26 protein-coding genes are annotated in these 26190 nt (G+C 67.6%); 9 read left to right on the forward strand and 17 right to left on the reverse strand.

Annotation, left to right across the window (positions count from 1 at the left end; all coding sequences use genetic code 11):
• Positions 1 to 34: 34 nt before the first annotated feature.
• From D7Y04_RS38425 to D7Y04_RS38460, 8 genes are all read right to left on the reverse strand, one after another.
• On the reverse strand, positions 35 to 823 hold the full coding sequence (locus D7Y04_RS38425; RefSeq protein WP_121762550.1) for a hypothetical protein: 789 nt from the start codon (positions 821 to 823) through the stop codon (positions 35 to 37).
• Positions 820 to 2640, reverse strand: a complete 1821-nt coding sequence (yidC, locus tag D7Y04_RS38430) for a membrane protein insertase YidC (protein ID WP_120596366.1) — start codon at positions 2638 to 2640, stop codon at positions 820 to 822. Before yidC ends, D7Y04_RS38425 begins: the two co-directional genes overlap by 4 nt.
• Positions 2641 to 2694: 54 nt before the next feature.
• Entirely contained in the window at positions 2695 to 2913 is a 219-nt protein-coding gene (yidD, locus tag D7Y04_RS38435) for a membrane protein insertion efficiency factor YidD (protein ID WP_120576129.1), read from the reverse strand.
• Complete coding sequence (gene rnpA / locus D7Y04_RS38440) at positions 2910 to 3329, reverse strand: ribonuclease P protein component (RefSeq protein ID WP_014400871.1); 420 nt, start codon at positions 3327 to 3329, stop codon at positions 2910 to 2912. Before rnpA ends, yidD begins: the two co-directional genes overlap by 4 nt.
• A gap of 15 nt (positions 3330 to 3344) precedes the next feature.
• Positions 3345 to 3497 carry a 50S ribosomal protein L34 gene (gene rpmH / locus D7Y04_RS38445; protein WP_120526629.1) on the reverse strand — a complete coding sequence of 51 codons (153 nt, stop codon included), beginning with the start codon at positions 3495 to 3497 and terminating at the stop codon, positions 3345 to 3347.
• Positions 3498 to 3724: 227 nt separating this feature from the next.
• A complete protein-coding gene (locus D7Y04_RS38450) occupies positions 3725 to 5437 on the reverse strand; it encodes a protein kinase (RefSeq protein WP_120596365.1) in 1713 nt (570 codons plus the stop codon).
• Positions 5434 to 6351, reverse strand: coding sequence for a DUF2381 family protein (locus tag D7Y04_RS38455; protein WP_158627666.1), 918 nt, complete (start codon positions 6349 to 6351; stop codon positions 5434 to 5436). The genes D7Y04_RS38450 and D7Y04_RS38455 overlap by 4 nt, the downstream gene beginning before the upstream one ends.
• 370 nt (positions 6352 to 6721) lie before the next feature.
• Entirely contained in the window at positions 6722 to 7441 is a 720-nt protein-coding gene (locus D7Y04_RS38460; RefSeq protein WP_147477284.1) for a hypothetical protein, read from the reverse strand.
• Between the two features lie 300 nt (positions 7442 to 7741).
• Between D7Y04_RS38460 and dnaA the strand changes: the two genes are divergently transcribed.
• Positions 7742 to 9097 (forward strand): chromosomal replication initiator protein DnaA, encoded by a 1356-nt coding sequence (gene dnaA, locus D7Y04_RS38465; RefSeq protein ID WP_120598953.1) that lies wholly within the window; start codon positions 7742 to 7744, stop codon positions 9095 to 9097.
• Between the two features lie 5 nt (positions 9098 to 9102).
• On the opposite strand, the gene D7Y04_RS38470 is transcribed toward dnaA, so the two are convergent.
• Complete coding sequence (locus D7Y04_RS38470) at positions 9103 to 9543, reverse strand: CBS domain-containing protein (protein ID WP_120598958.1); 441 nt, start codon at positions 9541 to 9543, stop codon at positions 9103 to 9105.
• A 184-nt stretch (positions 9544 to 9727) separates the two neighbouring features.
• Between D7Y04_RS38470 and D7Y04_RS38475 the strand changes: the two genes are divergently transcribed.
• A complete protein-coding gene (locus D7Y04_RS38475; RefSeq protein ID WP_121762553.1) occupies positions 9728 to 10543 on the forward strand; it encodes a hypothetical protein in 816 nt (271 codons plus the stop codon).
• 10 nt (positions 10544 to 10553) lie between these two features.
• Complete coding sequence (locus tag D7Y04_RS38480; protein WP_147477285.1) at positions 10554 to 11321, forward strand: hypothetical protein; 768 nt, start codon at positions 10554 to 10556, stop codon at positions 11319 to 11321.
• A gap of 9 nt (positions 11322 to 11330) precedes the next feature.
• Here the strand turns inward: D7Y04_RS38480 and D7Y04_RS38485 are convergent, their stop codons facing one another.
• A complete protein-coding gene (locus D7Y04_RS38485; RefSeq protein WP_121762555.1) occupies positions 11331 to 12152 on the reverse strand; it encodes a hypothetical protein in 822 nt (273 codons plus the stop codon).
• Positions 12153 to 12284: 132 nt separating this feature from the next.
• Here D7Y04_RS38485 and D7Y04_RS38490 point away from each other — a divergent pair, with 132 nt between their 5' ends.
• Positions 12285 to 13691 (forward strand): pitrilysin family protein, encoded by a 1407-nt coding sequence (locus tag D7Y04_RS38490; protein WP_121762556.1) that lies wholly within the window; start codon positions 12285 to 12287, stop codon positions 13689 to 13691.
• Positions 13692 to 13693: 2 nt separating this feature from the next.
• Positions 13694 to 15190: a pitrilysin family protein gene (locus D7Y04_RS38495; RefSeq protein WP_120598948.1), complete on the forward strand. Its 1497-nt coding sequence runs from the start codon at positions 13694 to 13696 to the stop codon at positions 15188 to 15190.
• A 77-nt stretch (positions 15191 to 15267) separates the two neighbouring features.
• Here the strand turns inward: D7Y04_RS38495 and D7Y04_RS38500 are convergent, their stop codons facing one another.
• Complete coding sequence (locus tag D7Y04_RS38500; protein ID WP_120598947.1) at positions 15268 to 15549, reverse strand: hypothetical protein; 282 nt, start codon at positions 15547 to 15549, stop codon at positions 15268 to 15270.
• A gap of 457 nt (positions 15550 to 16006) precedes the next feature.
• Between D7Y04_RS38500 and thrA the strand changes: the two genes are divergently transcribed.
• Complete coding sequence (thrA, locus tag D7Y04_RS38505; RefSeq protein ID WP_121762557.1) at positions 16007 to 18463, forward strand: bifunctional aspartate kinase/homoserine dehydrogenase I; 2457 nt, start codon at positions 16007 to 16009, stop codon at positions 18461 to 18463.
• Positions 18464 to 18598: 135 nt separating this feature from the next.
• Positions 18599 to 19327, forward strand: coding sequence for a double-CXXCG motif protein (locus D7Y04_RS38510; protein ID WP_121762558.1), 729 nt, complete (start codon positions 18599 to 18601; stop codon positions 19325 to 19327).
• A gap of 4 nt (positions 19328 to 19331) precedes the next feature.
• On the opposite strand, the gene D7Y04_RS38515 is transcribed toward D7Y04_RS38510, so the two are convergent.
• The gene (locus tag D7Y04_RS38515; RefSeq protein ID WP_121762559.1) at positions 19332 to 20012 is read right to left on the reverse strand and encodes a hypothetical protein; all 681 of its coding nucleotides are present in this window, start codon (positions 20010 to 20012) and stop codon (positions 19332 to 19334) included.
• A 32-nt stretch (positions 20013 to 20044) separates the two neighbouring features.
• On the opposite strand from D7Y04_RS38515, the gene D7Y04_RS38520 reads away from it, so the two are divergent.
• On the forward strand, positions 20045 to 20689 hold the full coding sequence (locus tag D7Y04_RS38520; RefSeq protein WP_121762560.1) for a TIGR02269 family lipoprotein: 645 nt from the start codon (positions 20045 to 20047) through the stop codon (positions 20687 to 20689).
• A 26-nt stretch (positions 20690 to 20715) separates the two neighbouring features.
• The gene (locus D7Y04_RS38525; RefSeq protein WP_121762561.1) at positions 20716 to 21441 is read left to right on the forward strand and encodes a double-CXXCG motif protein; all 726 of its coding nucleotides are present in this window, start codon (positions 20716 to 20718) and stop codon (positions 21439 to 21441) included.
• 5 nt (positions 21442 to 21446) lie between these two features.
• On the opposite strand, the gene D7Y04_RS38530 is transcribed toward D7Y04_RS38525, so the two are convergent.
• From D7Y04_RS38530 to D7Y04_RS38550, 5 genes are all read right to left on the reverse strand, one after another.
• Positions 21447 to 23240 (reverse strand): alkaline phosphatase D family protein, encoded by a 1794-nt coding sequence (locus D7Y04_RS38530; protein ID WP_121762562.1) that lies wholly within the window; start codon positions 23238 to 23240, stop codon positions 21447 to 21449.
• Positions 23241 to 23285: 45 nt separating this feature from the next.
• The gene (locus tag D7Y04_RS38535; protein WP_121762563.1) at positions 23286 to 23702 is read right to left on the reverse strand and encodes a VOC family protein; all 417 of its coding nucleotides are present in this window, start codon (positions 23700 to 23702) and stop codon (positions 23286 to 23288) included.
• A 14-nt stretch (positions 23703 to 23716) separates the two neighbouring features.
• Positions 23717 to 24625: a helix-turn-helix domain-containing protein gene (locus tag D7Y04_RS38540; protein WP_121762564.1), complete on the reverse strand. Its 909-nt coding sequence runs from the start codon at positions 24623 to 24625 to the stop codon at positions 23717 to 23719.
• Positions 24626 to 24635: 10 nt separating this feature from the next.
• Complete coding sequence (locus D7Y04_RS38545) at positions 24636 to 25655, reverse strand: alpha/beta fold hydrolase (protein ID WP_120597944.1); 1020 nt, start codon at positions 25653 to 25655, stop codon at positions 24636 to 24638.
• A 69-nt stretch (positions 25656 to 25724) separates the two neighbouring features.
• Positions 25725 to 26162, reverse strand: a complete 438-nt coding sequence (locus D7Y04_RS38550) for an SRPBCC domain-containing protein (protein ID WP_121762565.1) — start codon at positions 26160 to 26162, stop codon at positions 25725 to 25727.
• Between the last annotated feature and the right edge of the window lie 28 nt (positions 26163 to 26190).

Raw genomic sequence — 26190 nt, forward strand, 5'->3', positions numbered from 1 at the left:
CGCCCGCCGGTGGCCCCGAAGCGGGCACACCTGCTCAGGCGTCGACGTCGTCCTCGTCGTCGTCCGGCAGCAGGCTCCGCTTGGGCATCGGGGCGGGCTTCGCCGGGGTGAACACCACGCGCCGGTTGCGGCCTTCGCCTTCCGCCGCCACCTTCACGCCACCCACTCCTTCTACTGCCTTCAGGACGCGCGCGCGGTCCTCAGTCTTCATCGCGGCGAACGCATAGAAGCGCCCCAGGCTGGCGGACTTCTCCGCGAGCTTGCGGACGGCCTCCCGGAACGCTGGATCCTCTTCGACCTGCAGCGTGCGCTCGTCCGCCTCCGCGCTCTTCGCGGGGGCCTGCGCCTGCGCGGGCTTCGTGGCCTGCTGCGCCGGCTGCCCACCCCGGGCGTTGCGCTGCTGCGGCTGCGCGGGCGCCGCGGCCCGGGCCGGCTGCTGCGCGGGAGCGGAGGCAGCCGCCTGCGCCACGGACGTGACCGGAGCGGCGGCGGCGGCCTGCTGCTGCGCCGCCGCGTCACGGCGCGGCCGGGGCTCCGGGTGCGCGCCCGCGCCCAGCATCACCCAGCGGCGCTCCACGCCGGGGCGGTGGAGCATCTTGTTGAGCAGGAACTGGAGCGAATCCAGCACCTGGCTGCGCTTGCCCGGCTCCACGCCCGGAGGCGTGCCGGACTCGAAGTGGAGCGCCACGGACAGGCTGCCGTCGGTGGCGTCCTGCAGGTCCAGCCGCGCAGGGAACCCCATCAGCCCGAGGATGTCCGTGAGCAGCTTCTCCACCCGGGGGCGGAAGTCCCCGCCGCCCGCCACCACCTGTGCCCCGCTCACTTGCGTTTGCCTCCCCCGGCGGTGATGACCGCCGGCGTCCCGCCGCCCGTCTGGTTCTTGTTGCGGTCCAGCCACTTGCGCAGGCCCCACTGCTGGCCAATGGAGAGCACGTTGTTCGTGAAGATGTAGAGCGACAGGCCGGCCGGGTACTGGAGCAGCGTGAAGGTGAAGATGATGGGCATCACCCAGGTCATCATCCGCGCCTGCGCCGCGTCCATCATCTGCGGCTGCATCTTCTGCGTGATGATCATCGACACGCCCAGCGCCAGCGGCAGGATGTAGGTCGGATCCTTGTAGGTGAGGTCACGCCAGATGGGGCCGAAGAAGGGCTCGCCGTAGATTTCGAAGCTGTTGCGCAGCGACGTGAACAGGGCGATCCACACCGGCATCTGGATGAGCAGCGGCAGACAGCCGCCCAGGGGGTTCACCTTCGCCTCCTGGTACAGCTTCATGATCTCCATGTTCTGGCGCTCTTTGTCGTCCGCGAACTTCTTGCGGATCTCCTCCATCTTCGGCTGGAGCACCTTCACCGCCTCCATGCTGACCATGGAGCGGTAGGTGAGCGGCAGCAGCACCAGCTTCACCACCACGGTGAGCAGGATGATGGCGACGCCCCAGTTCCCCACGATGCCGTGGAAGAACTTCATGACGGCCAGGAGGATCTTGCAGACCACCGCCCAGATGCCGAAGTCGACCGTGTCCTCCAGCATGGGGTGGAAGGCCGTGGTGGACAGGCCGGCCACGCCGCGCAGCTCCGTGCCGGGCACGATGCGCAGGAGGTCGGGGTCCTTGGGGCCCGCGTAGCCGCCGAAGCGGAACGTGGCCACCTGGCCGGGGGCCACGTTGAGCGGGAAGCCCGCGGACACCTCGCGAGCGGTGGGCGTGGCGGTCAGCGTGCAGTGGCCCTGGAGGGCGCCGTCCAGCGGGTAGAGCGCGGACAGGAAGTACTGCTGGTTGATGCCGAAGAAGGAGATGGGCCCCTTCGTCTCCTCGGGCGGCTTGTCGCCCGGGGACAGGTTGTGGAGCTTGTCCTCCACCCAGCACGTGGAGCGGCTCAGGTTGCCCACACCGCCAAAGAAGGACGGGGCGTGCTCGAACTCCGGATCGATGGCACGGCCGTAGTGCACCTTGAGCTCGCCCGCCTGCGCCTGGGCGGAGGTGTTGCGCACCTGGAGGGTGTAGGTGAACTCGAAGCCCTCGCGAGGCCACAGCACCGTCTTCGTCACCTCCCACGGACCCTGGCGGCCGGTGAACACCACGCTGCCGCCGTTGTCGGTGGGGCCCTCCTGCACGGCGTAGCGGGTGTTCGCCGCCAGCGGAGAAGCGCCCTCAATCGTCACCGCGAGCGGCAGGGGCTGGCCGGGGACCGGGTGCGCCACGTTCATCTGCGGCGGCGGGGGGATGTCCTTGCCGAAGAGCTTCTCGAAGCCCTCCTTGACGGTGAGCGACTGCTGCTCGCGCATCTTCGTGCCCTGGAGCACGGCGGAGGTGAGGCCGGCGCCCTCCGAGGAGAAGGTGTACTTCACCTCCGGACGGGCGAACTCCGCGGTGCGCGCGGGCGGCGGCGGGGCCTCCGCGTGGGTGCCCGCGTCCTCGCCTCCCACACCCGGCGGCGGCACGGCGGCCATGCCCGGGGTGCCGGCGTCCAGCGTGGCGGCGACTTCAACGCCCGCGTCCGTCCCCTCCGCGCCCGGGGGCGGACCCTTGGGGGCGAAGAAGAAGGTGTAGGCGGCGGTGGCGGCGAAGGAGAGGGCGAGCGCCAGGAGCAGCCGCTTCTGTGAATCGTTGGACTGGGGCGACAGCGGGTCGTTCGTCATGGAGTTCCCTATGCCCCGGCGGCACGGCGCCGGAGGGCGGGCGGAAGCAAACCGTCAGGGGACGGGATCGAATCCACCGGGGTGGAATGGCTGGCAGCGCAGCAGGCGCCAGACGGTGAGGGCGCTGCCCTTGAACCCGCCGTGCTTCTCCAGCGCCTGCATGGCGTAGGTGGAGCACGAGGGATGGAACCGACACGCCTTCGGCAGCAGCGGCCCCAGGAACCGCCGGTAGAAGCGGATGGGCAGGGCGATGACGAAGGCGAGTGGACTCATGGGGCGGGCTCTTTAGGAGGCACGCGCGGTGCCGGAAAGAGCCGTTGCAGCTTACGGGTGACACCGTCGAACGCACGGGAAACTTGCGCGAAGGAGGCTTCCTTCGCCGAGGAGCGAACGACCAGGACTACGTCGAGACCGGGAGGCCATTGCCCGCGGTGCTTGCGGAACAGCTCGCGGAGCACTCTGCGCAGGCGTGCGCGCACCACCGCGTTGCCCACCTTGCTGGAAACGGTGAGGCCTACGCGGGAGTGCGCCCGGGAATTGCGTTGAACGAGGGCCAGGAGGCAGTCGGACGGAATCTTCTGACCGCCCTCCTGGACTTCAAGAAACTCACGCCGCTGGAGCAGGCGAAAGGCCTTGGGGAAGCGCTCGTCGGTTGCCTGAGGCACCCGCGGCGCCGCTCCCTCGGCCATCGTCCGTGCGTCCAGTTACTTCTTGAACGACGACACCACCAAGCGCTTACGGCCCTTGGCGCGGCGGCGCTTGAGGACATCCCGGCCGCCCTTGGTGGCATTCCGCTTACGGAACCCGTGGGCGCGGTTGCGCCGGATCTTCGACGGCTGGTACGTGCGCTTGGACACAACGACTCCTGAGAGCTGAAGGCGGCACCTGGGAACTTCCGGCGCGACCCGTACAGTGGAAAGGGGGCGTCCGTAACCCTAATTCTTGGACAAGTCAATCAAGGATCACCTGCGCCGACCGTACAGCCCTGCGCCGGGTGGACCGGGCGATCATGTAGGAAAAGGGGAGACGGGGCAAGGAACGGCGCATTTCGGCCGCTGCGATCCAGGGCCTCGTGCCGACATGCTCAGGGCCAGCTCCAGACGGCGGCCGCCGGGAGTGCCCGGGGAAGGACGACGGAGCCGGAGTCAGAACCCTGCAGCTTCGGGACACGGCCATCATAGCCACCCAGCACGATGCAGACGGGATAGGTACTCCCATCCGGGAGTCGGGCTTCGGTGTAGCGGATGATGACGGCCTCCGCGCCCTCATCGTAGATACCCGGGCCCGTCCACAAGCGCCCGTAGAGCAACGTGCCGTCGGGCAGCGCCGGATCCGCCCAGGAATAACCAACGATGCGTCCAACGACGGGACCATCCTGATAGGTGCCTAGTTGGCTCTGGTCGCCAGGCTGGTTGATGTCGACGACGGCCTTGAATTCCTTGCGGATCTTGAGGCGCTGGAACATGGCCTGCGTTGAAGCATCGGGGCAGCGCACGCCAGTGTCGGGCCGCGTGGGCACGCTCGGGCAGGCAAGCCCGGCCGTGGCACACGCCAACGCGGCAACGTGCCGGAACAAGGGAAGGCGCCGGAGGGCGGAAACAGTAGAGGCAGGCACGAGCGAGCTTCCTTTCTCAAATGGGGGCGCGAGCATGCTGAGCGCGAGCCACAGGGCCAGAAAAACCGCCAGCGCGCCACATAGCGCCCATGCGACTGCGCGCCTGCGGGTCCGCCCTGGAGTTGAAACCACTGCCCTGGACTGGGGATCGTGCTCCGACGCCTCATCTTCGACAGCGAGCGGCTCCTCACAGCGCTCCGCCTCGCTCTCGGCTGACGTCTCCGAGGTGCCCACATCCTCTGGCAACGGCTGCTCAAGGGAGATCTGCCACTCCGGTTTCTTCTTCTCCTTCGCTGCGTCCCAAAGGGCCTGCAGGAGGGCTTCGGTGCCGGCGTACCTGTCCTCGGGGCGCTTCGCGAGCAGCCGTAAAGAAATGTCACTCAGCGCACGCGGAACCCTTGGGTTGAGGACGTGGGGGGCGGAGGGAACCTTCGTCGCGATGGCGAGGACGAGCTTGTCGTAGGGCAGCTTCGGGTCAAAGGCGTAGCCATCGGTGAGTGCCTCGTAGAGCAATGCTCCCAAGGAGTAGAGGTCGCCCGCGGTGCCAGGCTCGAAGGCCGCTCCCTCTTTCCAGGAGCCTTCGGCCAGGAAGGTCAGGGACTCCGGAGGAAGGAGGTGTGGCGAGGTTGGGGGCACGCCTACCGTCAAGGTGGCCATGCCCGGCTGCCGGGCCACGCCGAAATCGATGAGGACCGGCTGCCCATCCTGCTTGCGGATGAGGATGTTGGCCCCCTTCAAATCCCGGTGCCACAGCTGACGCCGATGCAACTTGTCGACGAGCCTCACCACTTCGGTGAAGACGTCGAGCAATCGCGCGGCGGTGGGCTTCACCCGCCAACACCACTCGGTGAAGGTCTCCCCCTCCACATAGTCCGTCACGAAGTAGAGGTAACCGGAAGGGCCCAACCAGTGGTCCAGCGCGTGGACCTTCAGCCCCGTGTCGTAGGCCATGTGGATGGCGGCCTCGCGCGAGACACGGCCATCCGCGTCCTCCTCCTCCTGCACGTGCTGGCCTGCGGGCCGCAGAGCGACCTTCAGCGTGAAGGGTTGTCCGGGATGTTCCTCGCGCTCCACCTTGAAAAGGCGACCGCCACCGCCTCCTCCCAGAAGTTCGAGGATTCGCCAGGGGCCTACCTGGTTGCCGGGCGCAAGATGGTCGGGATGCAGGGGCGACATCGTCATGGAGTGGTCCTCCTCAACTGTTGGATCGCCTGCAGCCACACGCCGCTGATGCGCAGGGTCCGGCCACTGGTTGGATCCGACAACTCAAGTCGTAGCTCCTCTGGAGGTTGCTCCGAGGGCGCTCCAATCTCCACGAGCACAAGGCCCGCCTCACCTGAGCCGAGTTGAGCCTTCTCCATGCGCACGGACTTTACTGGGACTGTCTGGCCACGCATGGTGACGAGGCGAACACCTCCAGCACTCCAAGCGCGTTGACCCACGAGGTTGAGTACGTGAACCGCGACGACTGCCCAGGTGCTGGTCCTGTAAACCATGCCCCTCTCCAGCTTGAGCCCATTCGCGTTCTCCGGAAGATCATCCTTGTCCAACTCCTTGACGCTGACAGAGGGGTCCAGGAGTCCGGAGAAGATGAGCCCTGATGGACCGCCGTCGCCGCACCTCCCTTGAAGCGCGGACAGTTGAGCCTGCACCTGGGCCAACTCCTGTTGGAGCGCCTCCGCACTGCGTGCGCGGCGAAGGACCTCGACAGCCGCGTCCACCTGGTCGCTGGCGGGGACGAGCACGAAGATGACCTCCTGCGGAGCAGCCCCATCCGCGAAGCGGACGGTGAGGAGCAGCCGCTCGTCATCAGCCAGGTCCACCTTGGGCTTCAAGGTGACGGTGCGCTCCTCCACGACGAAGCGCTCGAAGTGCGTGTCCCGGCCCTGCACGACGACGCTCTTGGGGAGGAGCGGCGAGTCGAAGGTGAGGGTGGTGAGCGTCCCCTTCGCGACCTGGACGGAAGCATCCACCGGGCTCGAAAGCAGGGAGAGCGCACGCTGCCGAAGTTGCCGGGCGGGAGGGGAGGGCTGAGCGACGGCAGCGCCTGCTATCAGCAGCGCGAGAATCGAAAGCCGACATGAGAAGTAGGGCACGTCCTGAAAGACCTCCAGGGTTCCACCCTAGCAGGGTTGGTCCGCTCCCCCCACGACACTGGAGACGTGTCCTGGGTGTCGTGTCCGAGTGAGTTTGGAATGACAGCCAGGAAGGCGACCCCGGCGCTCAGCGGCAGGGGCCAACGCACATCCAACGCAGACCGGGTGGACGAAAACGAATGGGGTTGGACGTCGAGACCTATTCTGGCCCCTACACCCTCAAGCCCGACTGTAGCGGCACCCTGACGCTCACCGACACCCTCGGAGTCACGACACACTGGGACATCTTCGTCACGAGGAACGGGGAGGACCTGACCTTCATCCAGACCGACGCTGGCTCCGTCACCTCCGGCTTCGAGATCCGACGGGATCAGCCTCGCGGACGGTCCGTGCCTTGGCCGCTGGGAACCGCGAGCGGATGGTTCCAGTAGAGCGCATGGATGCGCTCGACCTCCGCGTGGAAGTCGAACTGGAAGCCCCCGGGCACACAGAGGACCGGGGCCTCCATGCGGATTTCCCGCGTGAAGGGGATGCCCCGGAGACTCAACGCCTCCTCCAGCTGCGTCTTCGTGGTGGCGGGCTCCAGGAACCAGCCCGAGAGTTCCAGGCTGGTGAAGGCCCCCACGCCATCGTCGATCTCCAGCCACTGGAGCCGGCCGCGCTCCAGATACAGCTGCACGACGCCGTAGAACCAGAGGACGGCACCCGGGTTCCACTCGATAGGCATCACGTCCTCGGGGACTCCCAGCAGGTCCACCACCTCCTCGGCGGTCATCGAGGGCCGTAACGGCGCCAGGCTCCCGACCTTCAGCGCGCGCACGAAGTCGATGGTCACGTGGCGGTCCCGGCGAACGTCCTCGAAAGCGGTCACCTCTGGATGCCAACGCCGGACCTGATCCAGCGCCTCCATCTCCGAAGTGAAGCCTTCGGGAGGAAGACCCTGAAGAGGCAACTCCTTCGGCGTGGACCCCAGGTAGTCCTCATACAAGGAGAGTTCGTACGACGCGGGCTCACCCGGTGGCGCGTACCGGCGGAGCACGAACGTCCGTCCCTCCTCCGTCGTCGCGAAAACAGTCCTGCGCTCAGTCATGGCCATGCGTTCATGTCCCAGGCAGCGGGTGGGGTCCGGACGTCCACCTGCTGACACGCTGACATGCTCACGGCAACGGCAGATCCGTTCAGGTGGCTCCACGGACCACCTCGCACAACCCGGCGGAACGGCTCGCGCCGGAGGCGAAAATGCGGATCCACCGGGAGTGATCATCCCCACCCGTCAGGGCGTCCCGCTGATCCGTGCTACAGGCCGGTTCCTTGATCAGCCGGAGAGCGGGTGTTAGCACCGCCAGACGCCCGCGGGTTCCCTCCTTCCGCGCCGTCCCTGAGCCTCCAAGTGAACGCCCTCGCCCAAGCCCCTTCGCCTTCGCTTCCCAGTGCCGGCGTCATCTGGACCCGCACGCTGGAAGCCATCCGTCAGGAGGGGCTGCACTACGCCCTCACCTGGCTGGAGCGGATGCGCCCCATGGAGGTGCGCGAGAACGCCCTGGTCCTGGGCGTGCCCGACCGCTTCTTCCGTGACTGGGTGGATGACCACTACCGCTCCATGCTGGAGACGCACCTGGCCCGGCTGGAGCCGTCCCTGGGCCGCGTCGCCTACGAGGTCGTCGTCGGCCTCCCGCAGTCCGCGGACCTGCCGCCCACACCCACCGTCAAGGTGAACTCGCTGCGGCCCGCGCGGCTCAACCCGCGCTTCACCTTCGACACCTACGTCGTCGCGGACAGCAACCAGCTCCCCGCCGCCGCCGCGCAGGCCGTGGCCCACCGGCCGGGCCACAACTACAACCCGCTCTACATCTACGGCGGCACCGGCCTGGGCAAGACCCACCTGCTCCAGGCGGTGGGCAATCACATCTGGGAGAAGGACCCCACCCAGCGCATCGTCTATCTCTCCAGCGAGCAGTTCACGAACGAGTACGTGGAGAGCGTGCGCGAGCACCGCATGACGGACTTCCGCCGGAAGTTCCGCGAAGAGTGCGACGTGCTGCTCATCGACGACATCCAGTTCCTGGGCAAGCGCGAGGAGACGCAGAAGGAGTTCTTCTACACCTTCGAGACGCTCTTCGGCCTCAACAAGGCCATCGTGCTCACCAGCGACATGGTGCCCGCGGAAGTGCCCGGCATGGAGGACCGCCTGCGCAGCCGCTTCGCCATGGGCTTGATGGCGGACATCCGCGAGCCCTCCTACGAGACGCGCGTCGCCATCCTCCAGAAGAAGGCGGAGCAGGAGGGCCTCGACCTGCCGGACCCCGTGGCGCACTTCATCGCCAAGCACGTGCAGAAGAACGTGCGTGAACTGGAAGGCGCGCTCGTGAAGCTGTCCGCGATGCACAGCCTCACCAAGCAGCCGGTGACGGAGGAGTTCGCGTCCCAGGTGCTGCGCGACATCCTGCCCGCGCAGCGCGCCGTGGACGTGGACGCCATCCAGCGCGAGGTGGCCCGCTTCTACAAGGTGACGGTCGAAGCGCTGAAGGAGGACCGGCGCCACAAGGCGCTCGCGCACGCACGCCAGGTGGCCATGTACCTGAGCCGCAAGCTGACGAAGAGCTCCTTCCCGGAGATCGCCTCGCGCTTCAACAAGGACCACTCCACCGTCATCTCCGCCGTGCGCAAGGTCGAAGGCCTGCGGGAGACGGACGCGGCCGTGCACCGCGACCTGTCGGAGCTGGAGACGAAGCTCGGCGGCATGTAGCCGTCTCAGGGTGCGGCCGGTTGTGACGGGGCGGACACCTCCTCGAGCGTCCTGCCGCTCTCCTGGTCGCTGAGCTCCGCCGAGACATCCCCCAGCGAGAGGATGCCCACCAATCGCTTCTCCCGGTTCAACACCAGGATGCGGCGGATCTGCGAGGCCCTCATCTTCTGGGCCGCCTGGGTGAGGTCGTCGTCGTCGTAGACGAACTCCACGCCCCGGGTCATCGCCTGGGCCACCTGGGTGCGCTCGGCGTCCAGTCCCTGCGCCACCGCGCGGATGACGATGTCCCGGTCCGTGACGATGCCCACCAGCTCGTCGCCGTCACACACGGGGATGGGGCCCACGTTCAGCAGGCGCATCTTCTCCGCGGCCATCCTCAGGGAATCAGACGGGCGGACGACCTCCACGTCGGATGTCATTACGTCGCTCACTCGTTGCGTTGCCATGGTGTCTCTCCTGTGGGGTTCCTCCTTCAGCGTGGGCACCGGCCTGTCCGCTGGCATGCGTTGCCCTCGCGGGTGTCTGTCCATTTCCCCGGGCTTCGGGCATGCTGAGGCTTCGTGGGCCCTCCGGGGTCCGCGCATCGGGACGCCCGGCCGGAGGCGCTCCCCCTCACGCGTTGCTTCCGACATGCCCTCCATCCCCTGGTTGCGTGCTTCCGGCCTTGCTGTCGCCGTGCTGTGTCTGTCTGCCTGTAAGAGCGGCTCGGACACCACCGAGCTGCGCTTCGGCATCAACCCGACGACCTACATGCGCCCGCTGACGGAGGAGGCATCGCCGTCCCGGCGGACGGCGATGGAGTCTCCACTACCGCCGCCCTCCTTCCGCTCGAACGACGGCCTCGTGTTCACGGTGGAGGTCGTCTACTCCACGCTGTTCGACGTGCGTCTGGAATTGCCTTCCGGGCGCGAGTGCTCGGATTACAAGGACACGCTGGCCCCGTTGATGACCTGCACCGACGCGGCGGACGGAAGGCCCGGGACGCTGAGCGTGCGGGAGCCCTTGTTTGTGAATTGGATGAACGCGGTGAACCTTCCAAACGGGCCGCTCCGTATCCCTGAAGGAGGCTATTCCCGCATCGAGGCCCGCCTGGGCCAGATCGAGCCCGAGCTCTCCAGCTTCATCATGGACGCGAGCTTCACCTGGGAGGGCAAGCGCCATCTCCTGGCAGTGGCCTTCACCTCCACCGAGGCCCTGCGCTTCGAGCCACGAGGCCCCTTTGACATCGCTGGCTCCGGAGAGAACACCGTCGTCGTGGGCGGCCTGGACATCGCCACGTGGCTCGAAGGCATCCCCGTGGCGAGCTGTCTGGCTTTGGGCGACCTGACCCTGGACAACACCATCCTGCGCCTGGAGACCGGGAAGGGCGCATGCGCGGGCGCCGCCGAGCGCGTGAAACAGAACATCGAAGCCAGCACCACCATGCACCTTGCTTCCCACCGGTGAACCCATGTCCATGACCTCACGTTTGATTTATCTGTCTTTGATGTCCCTGGGCCTGTCCGGTTGTGGTGACAGCCATCCCCGGCTCATCTTCTCGCTGAGCTCGAGCCTGCCGGGCGCATCTTCCCTGGGGGTTCCGGCCTCCGGCGTCCGGGCCATGACGGACCCTGCCTCGCCGCCCGAAATCACGTCGGGTGACGGGTTGAGATTCTGGTTGGATACCGCCGTCGTAAGCGTGGCGGACATCCGTCTGGAATTGGGCGAGGGTCTGACCTGCGAGGACGTGAGGGAGGAGCTCCCCGAGGGCGCCGGGTGCGTCCAGTCCGGAGACGCCCCGAGCACGGTCACGCTCGCGGGCCCCTTCTTCATCGATCTGGATTCTGGGGTGTCCTCGCAGGGCGAGAAGGAACTGCGGATCCCCCCTGGCAAATACCGGCGGATCGACTTCGTGCTGTGGGAGGGCGGATTCAAGGCCTCCACCCGGCTGGAGCGCGGCTCGCAGAGCTGGACCATGAAACTCACCCTGCCCGAGGGCACGGCGCTGGGCTTCGAGGTCCCCTACGCCCTCGCGGTGGAGGAAGGCGGCTCCCTGCGCGTGACGTTCCGCCAGTCCACCTGGCTGAAGGACCTCCCACTGGGAGCGTGCCTCCAGAGCGGGGACCTGCCCCAGACGGACTCCGAGGTGATCCTGAACGCCGCGACCGGCGAATGCCAGGGCGCGGGGGACACGGTGCGGGAGGCCCTGCGCACCCAGGGGGCCCTGGGCGCCCGCCCGTTCTGACCACCGCGGTCAGTAGTGGATCAGGTCCGCCATCCACGGCAGCAGGATGAGCCACCACAGCAGCGGACTGACCAGCCCCAGGACCAGGCCGGCAATGGCCTGGTTCCGGCGGCCAATGGGCGGGGTCGCCGCCGGGTCCACGCGCGTCAGCGCCACCGCGCCGCAAATCACCGCGATGGGTGAGAGCAGGGGCATGGCCACCGAGCCGAAGCCGAACCGCAATGCCTGATGCGCCATCGGGTTGTTGAAGCGCTGGTCCCAGAGAAACTTCAGCGCCCCGGGCGTCACCGGCAGCCGGAAGAAGAGCTGGTTGCGCACGTCCCGGTGGATGCGCAGCCCGGTGAGCACCCCGGGGATGGCGCACAGGAAGTAGAAGAAGCGCCCGTCCCGATTCATGGCATCCGCCGCCACGGCCATCACCAACGGCGTGACCAGCATGGCGTGCCGCGCCCAGCGCTGGCCCAGGAAGAAGGCCACGCCCACCGGAACGGGCAACAGCAGCAGCAGCGTGAACAACGACGACTTCGTCGCGCGCAGACCCCACTGCGCCAGCGCGGCGGCGGTGGCCACGCAGAGCAGCAGCGTCACGCCTCCCACCACCCATGCCCAGTCATCGCGCTTGCCCCAGTAGCGCTGGCGCAGGGCCTCCAGGTAGTTCACGTCCGGGCGCGCCGCGCAGGCCGTGCAATACAAACGCACGCCCAGGCCCGCCACGGACGTGGCGCAGTCCGCGCAGAAGAAGCTCCCGCAGCGGGAACAGGTGCCGCCCGCGGGCAGGTCCGGGTGGACCGCGCAGCGGCCCTGCTGGGAGAGGGGCACCTCCAGGCTCATGGCCGCAGTGTCGCACGGCGAGCAACACCCGGCACCCCAGGGCCCACCCCGTCTCCTTCCGGCTTACAGGCCCCAGGGCGCGTGCTAAGCGCGCGACAGAACGTCCTGAACCGTGGAGGAACCTTGTCCCGATTGAAGGCCCTCGCCGCAGCGGCCCTGTTCGTGGGGCTTCCGGCGCTCGCTCAGACCCCCGAAGCGAAGCCGCTGGAGCCCGGCCGCGAAAACCTGGCCATCCCGTATGAGAAGTACACGCTGCCCAACGGCATGGAGGTCATCTTCTCCGTGGACCGCAAGCTGCCCGTGGTGGCCGTCAACATCTGGTACCACGTGGGTGCCTACGACGAGCAGCCGGGCCGCACCGGGTTCGCGCACCTCTTCGAGCACATGATGTTCCAGGGCTCCAAGCACGTGCCGGACGACGTGCACATCGGCCTGCTGGAGCAGGCGGGCGCCACGGACCTCAACGGCACCACCAGCTTCGACCGCACCAACTACTACGAGACCGTGCCCAGCAACCTGCTGGAGACGGCCCTGTGGTTGGAGAGCGACCGCATGGGCTTCCTGCTGGACGCGCTCACGCAGAAGAAGCTCGATACGCAGAAGGAGGTCGTGAAGAACGAGCGCCGCCAGAGCGTGGAGACGGCCCCCTACGGCGAGGCGCAGGAGAAGGCGTGGCAGGTGCTGTTCCCCGCGCCGCACCCGTACTCCGGCAACGTGATTGGCTCCATGAAGGACCTGGACGCGGCCACGGTGGAGGACGTGAAGGGGTTCTTCCGCAAGTGGTACGCGCCCTCCAACGCGACGCTCGCCATCGTGGGCGACTTCGACCCCGCGAAGGCCAAGGCGCTGGTGGAGAAGTACTTCGGCACCCTGACCTCTGGACCCAGGCCCCAGCGTCCGGACGTGAAGCCGGTGAAGGTCCCGCGTGAGACGGTCATCCGCCACGACGAGAAGGTGGCCACGCTGCCCCTGCTCACCATGTCCTGGCTCACCGCCCCGTACCTGAAGCCCGGGGACGCGACGGCGGACGTGCTCGCCACCGCGCTGGGCACGGGCCGCGCGAGCCGCCTGTACCGCCGGCTGGTGCTGGACAAGCAGCTGGCGCAGAGCGTGGACGCCGTGCAGCAGAGCCAGGGCGCGCAGTCCGTCTTCTCCATCGAGGCGGTGGCCCGGCCCGGCGTCACCACGGACACGCTGAAGAAGGAGATCGACGCGGTGCTGGACGAGGTCCGCAAGGAGGGCGTCACGCAGGAGGAGATTGTCCGCGCGCGCACCCGCTATGACACGCGCCAGCTGGCGGGTCTGCAGGCGGTAGGCGGCTCCGGCAGCAAGTCCGACACGCTCCAGAGCTACAACCAGTTCGTGGGCGAGCCCAGCTACGTCGCGCAGGACCTGGCGCGCTACCAGGACGTCACGCCCAACGCGGTGAAGCAGTTCGCCAACGACGTGCTGCGCCCCGACGCGCGCGTCGTGCTCCACGCGGTGCCGTCCGCCGACAAGGCCGCGCCGTCTTCCGCCCCGGGCAAGGAGGCCCGCTAGTCATGCACCGCCGAATCCTTACTGCCCTCCTCACGCTGTCCGTCGCCGGTTGCGCCACCACGAAGCCCGCGGAGACGCCTCCCACCGAGACGCCTCCCACGGCGCAGCAATCCCAGACACCCGCTCCGGACGCGGAGTCGTTCCGCGACCAGCAGCCCAAGCCCGGCAAGCCGCCGGAGCTGGTGCTGCCCACGTTCGAGCAGGCGAAGCTGGACAACGGCCTCACCGTCATCGTCAGCACGCGCAAGGAATTGCCGCTGGTGTTCGTGGGCATCGCCTTCGCCGCGGGCGGGTCGCAGGAGCCCGCCGCGAAGCTGGGCATCGCGGACCTGTCCTACCGCATGCTGCTGGAGGGCGCAGGCAAGCGCGACACGGTGGCGCTGGACAACGCGTTCGCGGACCTGGGCGTGTCGCCCGCGCTGTCGGTGGACCCGGACGGCGCCTTCGTGGGCGCGCGCGTGCTCACGACCAACGTGGACGCGGCGATGAGCCTGCTGTCGGACGTCGTCCTGCGGCCCACCTTCGACGCGAAGGCCTTCGAGCGCCGCAAGAAGCAGCAGCTGGGCGAGCTGGTGCGCCGCATGGGCGACCCGAACTTCCTGGCGCAGCAGGCCTACTACCAGGCCGTGTTCGGCGCGGACCACCCGTATGGCCACACGTCCGGCGGTACGCCGAAGACGGTGGAGTCGCTTACGCTGGCGGACGCGAAGAACTTCTACACGAAGAACACCGGTCCTCGCGCCGCCGCGCTCATCATGACCGGCGACGTGACGCTCCAGCAGGCAGTGGAGTGGGGGAAGAAGTACTTCGGCGGGTGGAAGGGCGGGGCCGTGGCGCCCAAGCCGCCTCCCGCGCCTCCCGCGCCTCCGCGTCAGCAGGTGCGTGTGGTGCCCAAGCCGGGCCTGGAGCAGACGGTGGTGCTGGTGGGCCGTCCCGGCCTCGCCACGGGCCACCCGGACGAGTTCCCGCTGGAGCTGGCCACCACGGTGTTCGGCGGCTTCTTCGGCAGCCGGCTCAACATGAACATCCGCGAGGACAAGGGCTACAGCTACGGCGCCAACGCGCACCTGGGCACGCGCCTGGGCGTGGGACCGCTCACCGCGTACGCGGCCGTGCGGAAGGACGTGACGGGGCCGGCGCTCAACGAGTTCATCAAGGAGCTGGCCGGCATCAAGTCCAACCCCATCACGGAGAAGGAGCTGGCCGCCGCGCGCGAAGGCCTCATCCGCGCGTTCCCTGGCGCCTTCGAGACGGTGGAGGGCCTGGGCGGCAGCGCCGCGCAGCTCTACTTCCACCGCCGGCCGATGGATGAGTTCAAGCGCACCGTGGAGGGACTGGAGAACGCCAGCGCCGCGGAGGTGCAGCGCGTGGCCGAGTCCTACCTGGACCCGGCCAACATGCAGGTGGTGCTCGTGGGCGACCCGCTGGTCATCCAGGAGCAGGTGACGCCGCTCAACCTGGGCAAGCTCACGCTGGAAGAGACGCCGGCGCCCAAGTAGCGCAGCGCTTCACTTCATCAGGTTGAAGCCGTGTTGAAGCCGGGGTCCCGACGTGGGTGTCGGGGCCCCGGTTTTTTTCATTCCCGGGTGGGCTCGTTCTCTTCCTGGCGGGCTTCGGCCTTGAGGCGGCCGCGCTCCTCGCGCTCCTCGTCATCGACGTCGTCGAGGACGCTCTGGGGGTTGTTGCGATCCCCGCCGACGGGGGCGTCGCTGTCGAAGGCGAACTTCTGCTCCTCGGTGGAGTGCTTGGCGTCGTCCGCGTACAGGGGCTTGGTGTCGTCCGCCTCCAGCCCCCCTTCCACGCGGTCCTTGGCGAAGCCGGGCTTGTGGGCGGTGTCGCTCTTCTTGCGGGTGGCCATGGGTTGCTCCTGAAGGGGGTGGGACAGCTCACACACGCTCAATGTCGGCAGCCCTGGCCGCATGCACCACGGTGGGGACCGTGGAGCGGGGGATTGGTTGCCTGCCCCCTGACCTTGGCGCGCGGAAGCAGCTAGGATGGGGACTCCATGGTCGGACGCAGCGGGAACAGCCAGCGGCACGAGGGGACGACGTCCTCCGTGGGCGCGCGCGTCCAGACCGTGATGACCGAGACTTGCACTCGCACCGGCCTGACTCCTCGCGGAGCGCGGACCGCCTGACTTCCGAAGTGGACCTCCTGAAGGTCCCTCCTTCCGAACCCGGCCCCGCGCTCCTCCCGAGCGCGGGGCTTTTTCGTTACCCCACCTGCCAGTCGCCAACCCCGAGGACCCGCATGACGCCGCTTCCGATGTGCCGCCCCAGCCACCGAGTCCCGTCGTTCCGGAAGGAGTCCGTGTCATGCGCGTGATGAAATTCGGTGGCACCAGTGTCGGAGATGCGGAACGGATGCGCGGAGTGGTGGCGCTGGTGGAGGAGGCGCGCAAGGCCGAGCGGGTGATGGTGGTGGCGTCCGCGGTGTCGGGCATCACGAATCTCTTGGTGGAGGCGGCGAAGGTGGCGCAGGAGGGCGAGTCCGTGCAGGAGGCCTGCGCCCGGTTCGACGACACGCACTCGGCCATCGCGAAGGTGCTGAGCGTGGACCTGAAGCCCGCGCAGACGCGGCCCCTGGCGGAGGGGCTGGTGGCGCTGGGCGTCGAGCTGCGAGGGCTGTTGCAGGGCGTGGGGTTGCTGCGGGAGTGCTCGCCGTCGGTGCTGGCGCACCTGTCGGGGCTGGGGGAGCGGGCGTCGTGTTTGCTGCTCGCGGCGTTGTTGGAGGCACGGGGCCTGGAGCCCGTGAGCGTGGACCCGAGGCAGGCGCTGGTGTGTTCAGGGGACCCGCTGCAGGCGACGCCCCGGGTGGAGGAGATTCGCGCGCGGTTCGCAACGCTGCGCGAGGGCGGGCCGGGGCTGATGTTGATGCCGGGCTTCTTTGGAGGGGATGCGCGCGGCAAGACGATGTCGCTGGGGCGGGGAGGGTCGGACTACTCGGCGGCGCTGGCGGCGGCGGCGTTGGATGCGCGGCTGTTGGAGATCTGGACGGACGTGGACGGCATCTTCAGCGCGGACCCGAGGCTGGTGCCGGAGGCGTTCGCACTGGAGGAGGTGAGCTTCGAGGAGGCGATGGAGCTGGCCTACTTCGGAGCGAAGGTGCTGCATCCGAAGACGATTGCCCCCGCGAGGGAGCGGGGCATCCCGGTGCGGGTGTGCAACAGCTTCCGGCCAGAGCATCCGGGCACGAAGGTGACGGCCACGGCGCCGGTCTCGCGGCATCCCGTGCGAGGGTTGTCGTTCCTGCCGGACATCGCGCTCATCAACATCGCGGGCGCGGGGTTGAAGGGCGTGCCGGGCACGGCCGCGCGCGTCTTCGAAGCGATGGCGCTGGCATCCATCTCCGTGGTGTTGATTACGCAGGGCTCCAGCGAGTCCTCCATCAGCTTCTGCGTGGGGGAGGCGGAGGCCAGGAAGGCAGTGCTGGCGCTGGAGGACGAGTTCGAGGTGGAGCGCGAGGCGGGGAAGGTGGACCCCATCGAGCACCAGCCAGGGCTCGCGGTGTTGAGCATCGTGGGGGACGGGATGCGTCACCGGGTGGGCGTGGCGGGGACGTTCTTCAGCGCGCTGGCGGACGTGGATTGCAGCATCGCGGCCATCGCGCAGGGGTCCAGTGAGCGCAGCATCTCCGCGGTGATTTCAAGTGAAGACGGGCCGCGTGCAATGGCACACGTGCACCGCAAGGCCTTTGGCACCACGGAGGTGGTGGAGCTGCTGGTGGCGGGCGTGGGCACGGTGGGCGGAGAGTTGTTGCGACAGATTCATCAGCAGGCGCCGAAGCTGCGGGCGCATGGGTTGGATTTGCGGGTGTGTGCCATTGCCAATAGCAGACACAGCCTGGTGGCGCCGGAGGGCGTGGCGCTGGACGGATGGAAGGCGCGGCTGGAGGCGAGCGAGTCTGGCTTCACGCTGGACACGTTCCGAGCGTGGGCGAAGGCAAGGCGTCCGGGCCGGCCCATCTTCGTGGACTGCACGAGCAGCGAGGACGTGGCGCTGGGTTATCCAGCGTTGATGGCGTCCGGGCTGAATGTGGTGACGGCGAACAAGAAAGCCAATGCGGGGCGTCAGGAGCACTGGAAGGCGCTGAGGGAGACGGCGGTGCGGCACCAGCGCAAGTTCCTCTACGAGACGAACGTGGGGGCGGGGCTGCCGGTCATCGACACGTTGAAGAACATGCTGCGCACGGGAGACACGGTGCACCGGGTGGAGGGCATCCTGTCGGGTTCGCTGTCGTTCATCCTGGGGCTGACGGAAGCCGGGGTGCCACTGTCGAAGGCGGTGGGCACGGCGATGGAGAAGGGCTTCACGGAGCCGGATCCGCGCGACGACCTGGAGGGCACGGACGTGGCGCGCAAGGTGCTTATCCTCGCGCGGGAGCTGGGGCGGTCGCTGGAGTTGGAGGAGGTGGCGCTGGCGTCGCTGTTGCCGGAGGAGTTCGACGCGAAGGGGCCGCTGCCGGAGTTCCTGGCGCGGCTGCCGCAGGCGGATGAGATCTTCCAGCGGAGGGTGGACGCGCACCGGAAGGAAGGAAAGGTGCTGCGCTACGTGGGCAGCGTGGGACCGGAGGGCGTGCGCGTGGGTCTTGTGCCTGTGCCGCTGGAGCATCCGCTGGCGGCGGTGAAGGGCGGCGAGAACGCGCTGAGCTTCCTGTCGGAGCGGTACAGCCCGACGCCGCTGGTGATTCGAGGGTATGGCGCGGGCGCGGCGGTGACCGCGGCGGGAGTGCTCGCGGATGTGTTGCGATTGGTGGAGGGGCCGTTGCCCTGAGCGTGGGTGTCAGGCTTTTCCGTCATGAGGAAAGCCTGACGTTCTGTGCGCTTGTACCGCACCGGATTGTTGAGACACCAGGTTGGGCGGACCCATCCAGCCGTACCACTGAACTTCGAGCGAACCCACCAGCACATGTCCCTCTTCTACTGGATGCGCAACGACAAGGTGGCGGCAGCACGCTATAGCGCGGACTTCGACGCAGGACATAAGTGGGGACTGCCGGGTCTCAAGAACTGCCCGGGGTGTGGCGCTACCTGGTCTGAGGCGGGACACGAGTATCCGGCCGTGGATCTCTCGCTCATCCCCGAGCATGCGGAATTCGAAGAGCATCGACCTGAACCCCTTCACGAGTTCCTGCGTCTTCAGGCCCTGGTGCGGCCACTGGCCCCGCCCCATGCCGAGTTCCCTCCCGGAACGAAATTCGGTCCACTCGAAGGCCGCGCCTCCGGTCAGTTCGGTCCCTTCACGTGGTTGGGGAATTCGCTGATGCTCATCCGCCGCGACGCACTCGACGGCCTCCAGTCCGCGGGCATCCGTGGGCTGCTGGGCTGCAAGACGGAGCTGCGGTTCCGCCAAAAAACGCCTCCGGACATTCTCGAGCTCCAGATTGAACCGCGCGGTCTCCTGCACCGCGACTGCCTTCCTCCCGACCTGGCGCCGCCCTGTCCCACCTGCGGGCGACAGGGATTCCGCCGTCCGGACGACCCCATCCTCGACGGTGCTTCGTTGCCCACGGACACAGACCTGTTCCGCGTAGGCAACTTCAGCACCATGATCATCGGCACGAACCGCTTCAAGGACGCGGTGGAGCAGGGCGGTTGGACCGGCATCTCCTTCCGCGAGCTGCCCGTGCGCGCTTGAAGCCCTACTCTGTCTTTCGTGAAGACAGTCGCTGGGGAAAGCGCTCTTCGACACCGGGAAGGAACAGGGGCTTCCCAGCACGGGCGGCTTCGATGGCCCGGCGGAAGTCGAGGTCGCCGTAACGGTCGAGCACCGAGGGGTCGAAGAACCCAATGCCATCCCCGATGCCTTCGTTCTCGATGTCTGGCATCAGGGGATCCCAACTTCCCAGCGGAGCATAGATGAGCGACCGCATGCCTTCGTCCGCGTAGACGCGGGCGGTGTTCTCGAGAAAGACCGCCCGGGCCCGCAGCTCACCCTTGGCACTGAGGACCGCGTTGTGGTCTCCGTACTGGCCGAAGAGACAGTCCTCCACGACGACGGAGCCCTCCACGAAGATCCGCGCTCCGTTGCCGAACGACAGCGTTCGGGCGTGCAGATCGCCACGAACGATGACCAGACCGGGATGATAGTCGTCGGTCCAGAGACTCAGGTGGTCCTTCGTCTTGAGTGGACCGTTGATCTGGAAGACATAGGGGCCTCGACCCGTGTCGATGCTTCCGGAGACATCCACGCCTGTGTCGCTGTTCCAGAAGGTGCAGGGATTGAGCCCCTCGAAGGTGCGGAGCTCCGGATCCCACCGGGGATGGCGAAGGGCGGCGAGGGTCGTTGCGTTGCACAGGTCTTCAAGTCTGACGTTGGTCATAGGGACACCGGATATGAGTAGGTTTTGCCACCATGCGAAAGATCCTGACGTTCCTGGCGCTGTGGATGGCGGCGTGCGCGTCCAGCACGCCGCTCCAACAGCGGTGGGATGAAGCCGAGGCGGAGTGCGGTGACGCGAGCAGCGACGCCTGTGTGACCCTGGTGTGTGGGGACACGGCCTGCGGCTTCTTCCGGTGCGAGGACGTGCCGGGGGAGGTGCTACTGGTGCGGGGACTGCCACCCCGGCCACCTCCTGTGGCCGTGGCTCCCGCGCCAGGAAGCGGGCCCCGGCGTAACTGGGGCGGCAGCATGGGCCTACCGGGCGACCCGGAACCCGTGATGGTGTTCCCCTGGTACGGCAACCCCAAGCCCGTGCCTCCTCAGCGGCGATTGCCGGCGGGCAAGTTCGAGAAGCACCACATCTTCCCGCAGGCCCCGGACCTGGCCATGTGGTTCAAGAGACAAGGCGTCGACATCCACCAGTACACGATCCCCATCCCCGTGCATGTCCACCGGCGCATCCACAGCAATGGGCCCAACGGGGGCATGTGGAATGAAGCCTGGCGCGAGTTCAGCAAGGCGAACAGGTTCGCCAAGCCTCCAGAGATCTTCAAACACGCTGGGGAACTCATCTATCGGTTTCAGCTGTTGGGTGGTCCCATCCAGCGGTACAACTGAACTCCGGTGATTCGATTCCAGAGACCATGACCCGCTTCTTTGATCTTCGTCGCGACAAAGCAATCTGGACCCCCTCCAGCGGGGATTTCAATGCCGCACCAAAGTGGGGCCTGCCTGGCATCAAGGATTGCCCAGGATGTGGCGCCACCTGGTCCACCTGGGGAGACCATTACCCTGCGGTAGACCTGTCGAATCTTCCCGAACGAGGCGAGTTCGAAGAACCCCGGCCCGAGCCCTTCCACGAGTTCGCGCGTCTCCGCGAACTGGTACGCCCACTGGCGCCCCCAGGCTCCGAGCTTGCCCCCGGAACGACCTTCGGCCCGCTGGTAGGCCATGCACGAGGCCAGTTCGCTCCCTTCTCGGGCCTGGAAAGCTGTTGGATCGTCGTGCGCCGTGACGCCTTTGACAGTCTCCAGGCAGCCGGGATCCGAGGACTCCTCGGATGCAAGACGGAGCTGCGGTTCCGTCAGAAGACGCCCCCGGACCTCCTCGAGCTCCAACTCGAACTGCGCGGCCGGATGCACCGCGACTGTCTTCCCCCCGACCTGGAACCGCCTTGTCCCATCTGTGGACGCGTAGGCCTCCGCCTCCCCGAGGACCTCATCCTCGACGCGGCATCCCTTCCCTCGGACACGGACCTCTTCCGCCTGGGCGACTACGGCACCGTCCTCATCGGCACGGACCGCTTCAAGGACGCGGTGGAGCAGGGCGGTTGGACCGGTATCTCCTTCCGTGAGCTCCCGGTCCGCTGAAACCCTCAACCCACGGTGGGGAAGGGCGGTGGCTCCACCACCACCTCCATCGGCAGGTTCTCCTTCTCCGCGATCCACTTCACCCACAGCTTCGGACGCGCGGTCGTGTCCCGGTGCTTGGGCTGTTCCAGCCGGATGGACAGCCAGTTGCGGTCCCGCAGGTACAGATCCTTGCCCACTGGCAACAGCTCCGTCTGCAGGAACCCTGGCAGGTCCTCTCGGGAATCCTCTGACAACGCCAGCATCCCCTTGAACGCGAGCCACCCCGGCGGCGGATGCACGATGGGCGAGGACGTCGCCTGTTCGATGAACACCTCCCCCACCGTTCCCAACGCGGGCACCAGGTGGTCCGGATTGCGTGAACGCACTCGCGCCCTCGCTCCGACGTGCACGTCTCCCGACAACACCGTCACCGCGCAGTAGGACTTCTTCGCCAGCGAGAACAGGTTCATCAACAACCGCGTGCGCTCGCCCCGGTGCACCGAGGACTCCCACTGGTCCAACAGGTCGTCGCGCAACTCGATGCCACCTCCGCTCATCCGCTCCATCGCCGGACCGAAGCGCAAGTGCACCAGCGGTACCGATGACACCACCAACACGTGCCTCGCCTTCTTGCCGTTCTCCGGACGCTGGCGGTGCTCCTCGCGCCATGCGTCGAAGGCGTCCCACTGTGACCGGCTCATCACCGTGAACTCGGTTTGCGGATGCGCGTCTCCGGTGTCCAGCACCCGGCTGGTCCGGCCGCTCCTCAAGTCCAGCAACACCACGTCCAGATCGCAGTCCTCCGTGGAGAAACAGAACGTCTGGAAATAGTGCTGCGCGGGCTTCACCACGCCCCGGTCGTCCGGCTCGCGCGCCTTCGCCGGCTGATCCAAGAAGCCCCGCTGGAAGGTTTCGAACGCTCGCGCCGCCGCGCTGTAGAGCGCCCGGTACCAGGGCGCCTGCTGCAGCTCCTCGTGCGAACCCCACCCGTCGAAGATGTCGTGGTCGTCCCACATGAAGAGGCCCGGCACCCGCCGTAGCACCGGCGCGATGCCCTGGCTCCCGCCCCACCGCTCCCGGTAGAGCCAGACGTATTCCGCGAACAGCTTCTCCGAAAGCCCGTCCGGCACCGGCAGCTTCAACCGCTCCGACCGGGGCAACTTCATGAACGCGTTCAACACATCCATCGTGTTGTGCAACGAGTCCGCGTAGAGCTGATCGCCTCCCCCGAGCAGCAGCTGGAAGCCTGGCGTCCTCGCCGGATCCCCCGGGTCCCTCTGATGCTGTTGCAGCATCCGCTCCCATAGGGCGAAGGGCTGCGCCAGGTTGCTCCAATCACTCGCACGGCTGGCGCCGTTGCAGGAGAAGAACGCGATGTTCGGTGACACGCCCTTCGCGGGGACGACCACGTCGGACACCACCAGCGGCTCCGGCGGGATGACCTTCGAGGACCACGGCCGGTCCGCTCGCGGCTGCGGACGCTCGAAGGTCACCGGCACGCCGGGCGTGTCTATCGATTCGAAGTGATAGGACAGACGCTGCGCCACGTCCGTGCGCGGCAGGATGACCTCCCAGCGCCACACCACGCCCCGGGTGTCTTTGGGCAGGGCGGTGAGGTCCGCGGCGGGCTGCACCTCGTCGAAGGCGGCGACCCGCTTGCCCTTCGCGTCCCTGAAACAAAGCCTCAACGCCGGAGGCTTCTTCGCTGACGTGCTGTCCAGGAACACGTTGACGAAGAAGCTCCACACGTCGTGGGACTTCGGGTCCGGCGTGGCCTGCGCCCGGGCGTACAGGATGGGTCCCAGCAAGAGCTTCATGGGGAAAGCCTTGCATGGACACCCCCTCCCGTCGACGAAGGCGCCTCACCCCTTCGGCGGAGGCACCGCGAGCGGCTGGTACGTGCCGAAGCTCCAGACGTTCCCCTCGGGGTCCAGCGCGCTGAAGTCCCGCGAGCCGTAGTCCGTGTCGTGAAGCTCCATCGCGATGCTCGCGCCCGCCGCCTTCGCTCGCGCGTACAGCGCATCCGGGTCCGTTACCACCACGTAGATGCCCTGGTTCTTCAGGGGCACGTCCTTCGACGCGGCCATCTTCAGCCTGCCGCCCTCCGCGCCTCCGAACATCACGAGCCCGTGGCCCAGGGTCAGCTCCGCGTGGGCGATGGCGCCGTCAGGCTTGCGATAGACGACCCGCTCCTCACAGCCGAAGGCCTGCTTCAGGAAGCGCAGGGCGGATTCGGGGTCGGCGTAGTGGAGGAAGGGATAGAGGCTGGGCAGGGACATGGTGTGATTTCCTTTCACCGCGCATCCTGCCCATCCGCCCCCGGCCTTTCTTGGACGGATTTTACCTGCGCGCCGGATTCGAACCCGCCCGCGTCCGGTAGCGCACGCCGCAGGAGGGCGGACGGAGGCCCGCCGGTGAACTGGCGGAAGTCCCGGTTCAGGTGTGCCTGGTCGAAATAGCCCAGCTCCAGTGCCAACTCCGCCCAGCGCACCGGGCCTCCGGATTTGATCCGCTCCACCGCCCGGTCGAAGCGCAACAGGCGCGCAAGCCTTCGCGGAGGCAGCCCCACCTGTTCGTGGAACTGGTGGATGAGGTGCTTGTGGCTGTGGCCCAGCTCGCTCGCCAGCGTGGCGATGTCCACCTGGCCTCCCGTGCTCTGGATGCGCTCCACCGCCCACTTCACGCCCGCATCCACCGTCGGCCCCCGCTCCGCTCGCTGGAGCAGGAACGCGTCCGCGATGGCGAAGCGCGCCGCCCAGTCCCGTGCCTCCGCCAGCGACTCCACCAGCCGCCGTGCCTCGCCGCCCCACAGGTCCTCCAGGCCCGTCACCCGGTGGGCCAGCTCGTGCATGGGCAGGCCGAAGAGGCGCCTTGCCCCCAGCGGCGTGAGGTTCACCTGGAGCCCGTGGGACTCGCCGTTGTGCTCGGTGGTGCTCCAGCGCTCGTCCAGCCCCGCGACGAAGCCAGAGCGATGCCGTGTCACCTGGCCCGCGTCGTCCAGGTGCTTCAGCAGCGGACCGAACTCCAGGATGAGCACCACCTGCACGCCGGGCAGCTCCTGCCGGCGCATGGGCTGGGGCATGGCCTCGCGATAGCCGCAGTAGTCCCGGATGAGCGGCGCCAACGCCGGGGGCGGCGTGGCCAGCGCCATCTCCCAGCCGCCCCGCTCGGACGCGTGGCGCACCACGCGGATGCGATGCATGCCGCGCAGGCTACTTCGAAACCTTGCGCAGGAAGTCCAGCAGGGCCGAGTGCCACTTCTCCGGCGACTCGAAGTGCGGGATGTGACCCACGTTCGGAATCTCCACCAGCGTGGCGCCCGGGATGGCCGCGGCGGTCTTCTTCCCCAGCGCCGGGTACTGCCCCAGCTTCGGCAGCAGCGCGGGCGGCACGCTGCCCTTGCCCACCACCGTGCGGTCCTCCTGACCAATCACCACCAGCGCGGGCACCTTCACCCGCGGGAACTCGTGCACCACCGGCTGCTCGTAGATCATCGTCTGCGTGGCGGCGGACACCCAGGCCAGGCGCGGGTACTCACCGCTGAGCGTCTGGCGGTAGAGGACCTGGACGTATTCGTCGTACTCGGGCTTCCACTTCACGTAGTAGCCGCGCTGGTACTTGCGCAGGCCCTCCTCCGTGGCCTTCAGGTTCTCCTGGTAGAGGTCCTCGGTGGACTTCCAGGGGACGGACTCGCGGTAGTCCTCCAGCCCGATGGGGTTCTCCAGCACCAGCTGCGTCGTCACCTCCGGGTACATCAGCGCGAAGCGCGTCGCGAGCATGCCGCCCATGCTGTGGCCCACCACCACGGCCTGCTTCACGCCCACTTCGTCCAGCACCTGCTTCGTCAGCGACGCCAGCGTGTGGAAGCTGTACGCGATGGCCGGCTTGGATGACTTGCCGAAGCCGATCTGATCCGGCACCACGACGCGGTAGCCCGCACCGGTGAGGACGCGAATCGTGTCCTTCCAGTACGCGCCGAAGAAGTTCTTGCCGTGCAGCAGCACCACCGTGCGCCCGTTCGCGTTGCCCGTGGGCTTCACGTCCATGTACGCCATGCGCAGGTCCTGGCCCTCCAGCTTCACGGACAGGAACTGCACGGGAGCAGGGTAGGGGTAGCCCTCCATGCCCAGGCCCAGTGCCTCCGGGGCGCGCTTGGACTCCTGTGCGTTCGCGGCGGGCGCGGAGAGGAGCAGGGCGGACAGGAGCAGGGCGGGGACGCGGACGGACGGCATGGGGCTCCTTCGGCAACGGGACGCGAGGGAACGGCAGTCTGGCCGCCACATTCCCCCGCGTCGCGGATTTCAGAAGGCCCCGCCCTCGCGAAGGTTGATTCCGTACTCCAGGTAGCCCTTGAGGCAGAGCATCATGTGCATCCAGCCGCCCGCGTTGTCGTAGGACGCCTTGATGCCCTTCTCATCCGGCTTCCATCCGGACTCGCTGATCTTCACCATCGTGTTGCTTGCGTCCAACGGCACGAAGCGCATCTCCACGCGCGTGTTGTAGCTGTCGTCCGCGGGCCACTCGAAGACGATGCGCTCGTTGGGAATCACCTCGCGCGTGATGACGTCGAACTCGCCCGGCGCCTCCGCGAAGCTCCACTTCACCGTGGTGCCCTGCGCCAGCGGACCGCTGCTCGTCTTCACGAAGTAGCCGCTCAGCTTCGCGGGGTTCACCACCGCCTCGAACACCTGCGCCACCGGCTTGCGGATCTTCAACTGCACCTGGAACTTCGGCTCCATGGGGCACCCCTGGTCGTGAACTGGTCCT

It is taken from the genome of Corallococcus sp. AB038B (assembly GCF_003668955.1).
GTDB lineage: Bacteria > Myxococcota > Myxococcia > Myxococcales > Myxococcaceae > Corallococcus > Corallococcus exiguus.

Excerpts from the sequence above, each read along its gene's own strand:
- yidC (WP_120596366.1), bottom strand. The coding sequence starts at position 2,640 with ATGACGAACGACCCGCTGTCGCCCCAGTCCAACGATTCACAGAAGCGG.
- yidD (WP_120576129.1), bottom strand. The coding sequence starts at position 2,913 with ATGAGTCCACTCGCCTTCGTCATCGCCCTGCCCATCCGCTTCTACCGG.
- rnpA (WP_014400871.1), bottom strand. The coding sequence starts at position 3,329 with ATGGCCGAGGGAGCGGCGCCGCGGGTGCCTCAGGCAACCGACGAGCGC.
- D7Y04_RS38450 (WP_120596365.1), bottom strand. The coding sequence starts at position 5,437 with ATGACGATGTCGCCCCTGCATCCCGACCATCTTGCGCCCGGCAACCAG.
- D7Y04_RS38460 (WP_147477284.1), bottom strand. The coding sequence starts at position 7,441 with ATGACTGAGCGCAGGACTGTTTTCGCGACGACGGAGGAGGGACGGACG.
- D7Y04_RS38470 (WP_120598958.1), bottom strand. The coding sequence starts at position 9,543 with ATGGCAACGCAACGAGTGAGCGACGTAATGACATCCGACGTGGAGGTC.
- D7Y04_RS38475 (WP_121762553.1), top strand. The coding sequence starts at position 9,728 with ATGCCCTCCATCCCCTGGTTGCGTGCTTCCGGCCTTGCTGTCGCCGTG.
- D7Y04_RS38480 (WP_147477285.1), top strand. The coding sequence starts at position 10,554 with ATGACCTCACGTTTGATTTATCTGTCTTTGATGTCCCTGGGCCTGTCC.
- D7Y04_RS38485 (WP_121762555.1), bottom strand. The coding sequence starts at position 12,152 with ATGAGCCTGGAGGTGCCCCTCTCCCAGCAGGGCCGCTGCGCGGTCCAC.
- D7Y04_RS38495 (WP_120598948.1), top strand. The coding sequence starts at position 13,694 with ATGCACCGCCGAATCCTTACTGCCCTCCTCACGCTGTCCGTCGCCGGT.
- D7Y04_RS38500 (WP_120598947.1), bottom strand. The coding sequence starts at position 15,549 with ATGGCCACCCGCAAGAAGAGCGACACCGCCCACAAGCCCGGCTTCGCC.
- thrA (WP_121762557.1), top strand. The coding sequence starts at position 16,007 with ATGCGCGTGATGAAATTCGGTGGCACCAGTGTCGGAGATGCGGAACGG.
- D7Y04_RS38510 (WP_121762558.1), top strand. The coding sequence starts at position 18,599 with ATGTCCCTCTTCTACTGGATGCGCAACGACAAGGTGGCGGCAGCACGC.
- D7Y04_RS38515 (WP_121762559.1), bottom strand. The coding sequence starts at position 20,012 with ATGACCAACGTCAGACTTGAAGACCTGTGCAACGCAACGACCCTCGCC.
- D7Y04_RS38520 (WP_121762560.1), top strand. The coding sequence starts at position 20,045 with ATGCGAAAGATCCTGACGTTCCTGGCGCTGTGGATGGCGGCGTGCGCG.
- D7Y04_RS38525 (WP_121762561.1), top strand. The coding sequence starts at position 20,716 with ATGACCCGCTTCTTTGATCTTCGTCGCGACAAAGCAATCTGGACCCCC.
- D7Y04_RS38530 (WP_121762562.1), bottom strand. The coding sequence starts at position 23,240 with ATGAAGCTCTTGCTGGGACCCATCCTGTACGCCCGGGCGCAGGCCACG.
- D7Y04_RS38535 (WP_121762563.1), bottom strand. The coding sequence starts at position 23,702 with ATGTCCCTGCCCAGCCTCTATCCCTTCCTCCACTACGCCGACCCCGAA.
- D7Y04_RS38540 (WP_121762564.1), bottom strand. The coding sequence starts at position 24,625 with ATGCATCGCATCCGCGTGGTGCGCCACGCGTCCGAGCGGGGCGGCTGG.
- D7Y04_RS38545 (WP_120597944.1), bottom strand. The coding sequence starts at position 25,655 with ATGCCGTCCGTCCGCGTCCCCGCCCTGCTCCTGTCCGCCCTGCTCCTC.
- D7Y04_RS38550 (WP_121762565.1), bottom strand. The coding sequence starts at position 26,162 with ATGGAGCCGAAGTTCCAGGTGCAGTTGAAGATCCGCAAGCCGGTGGCG.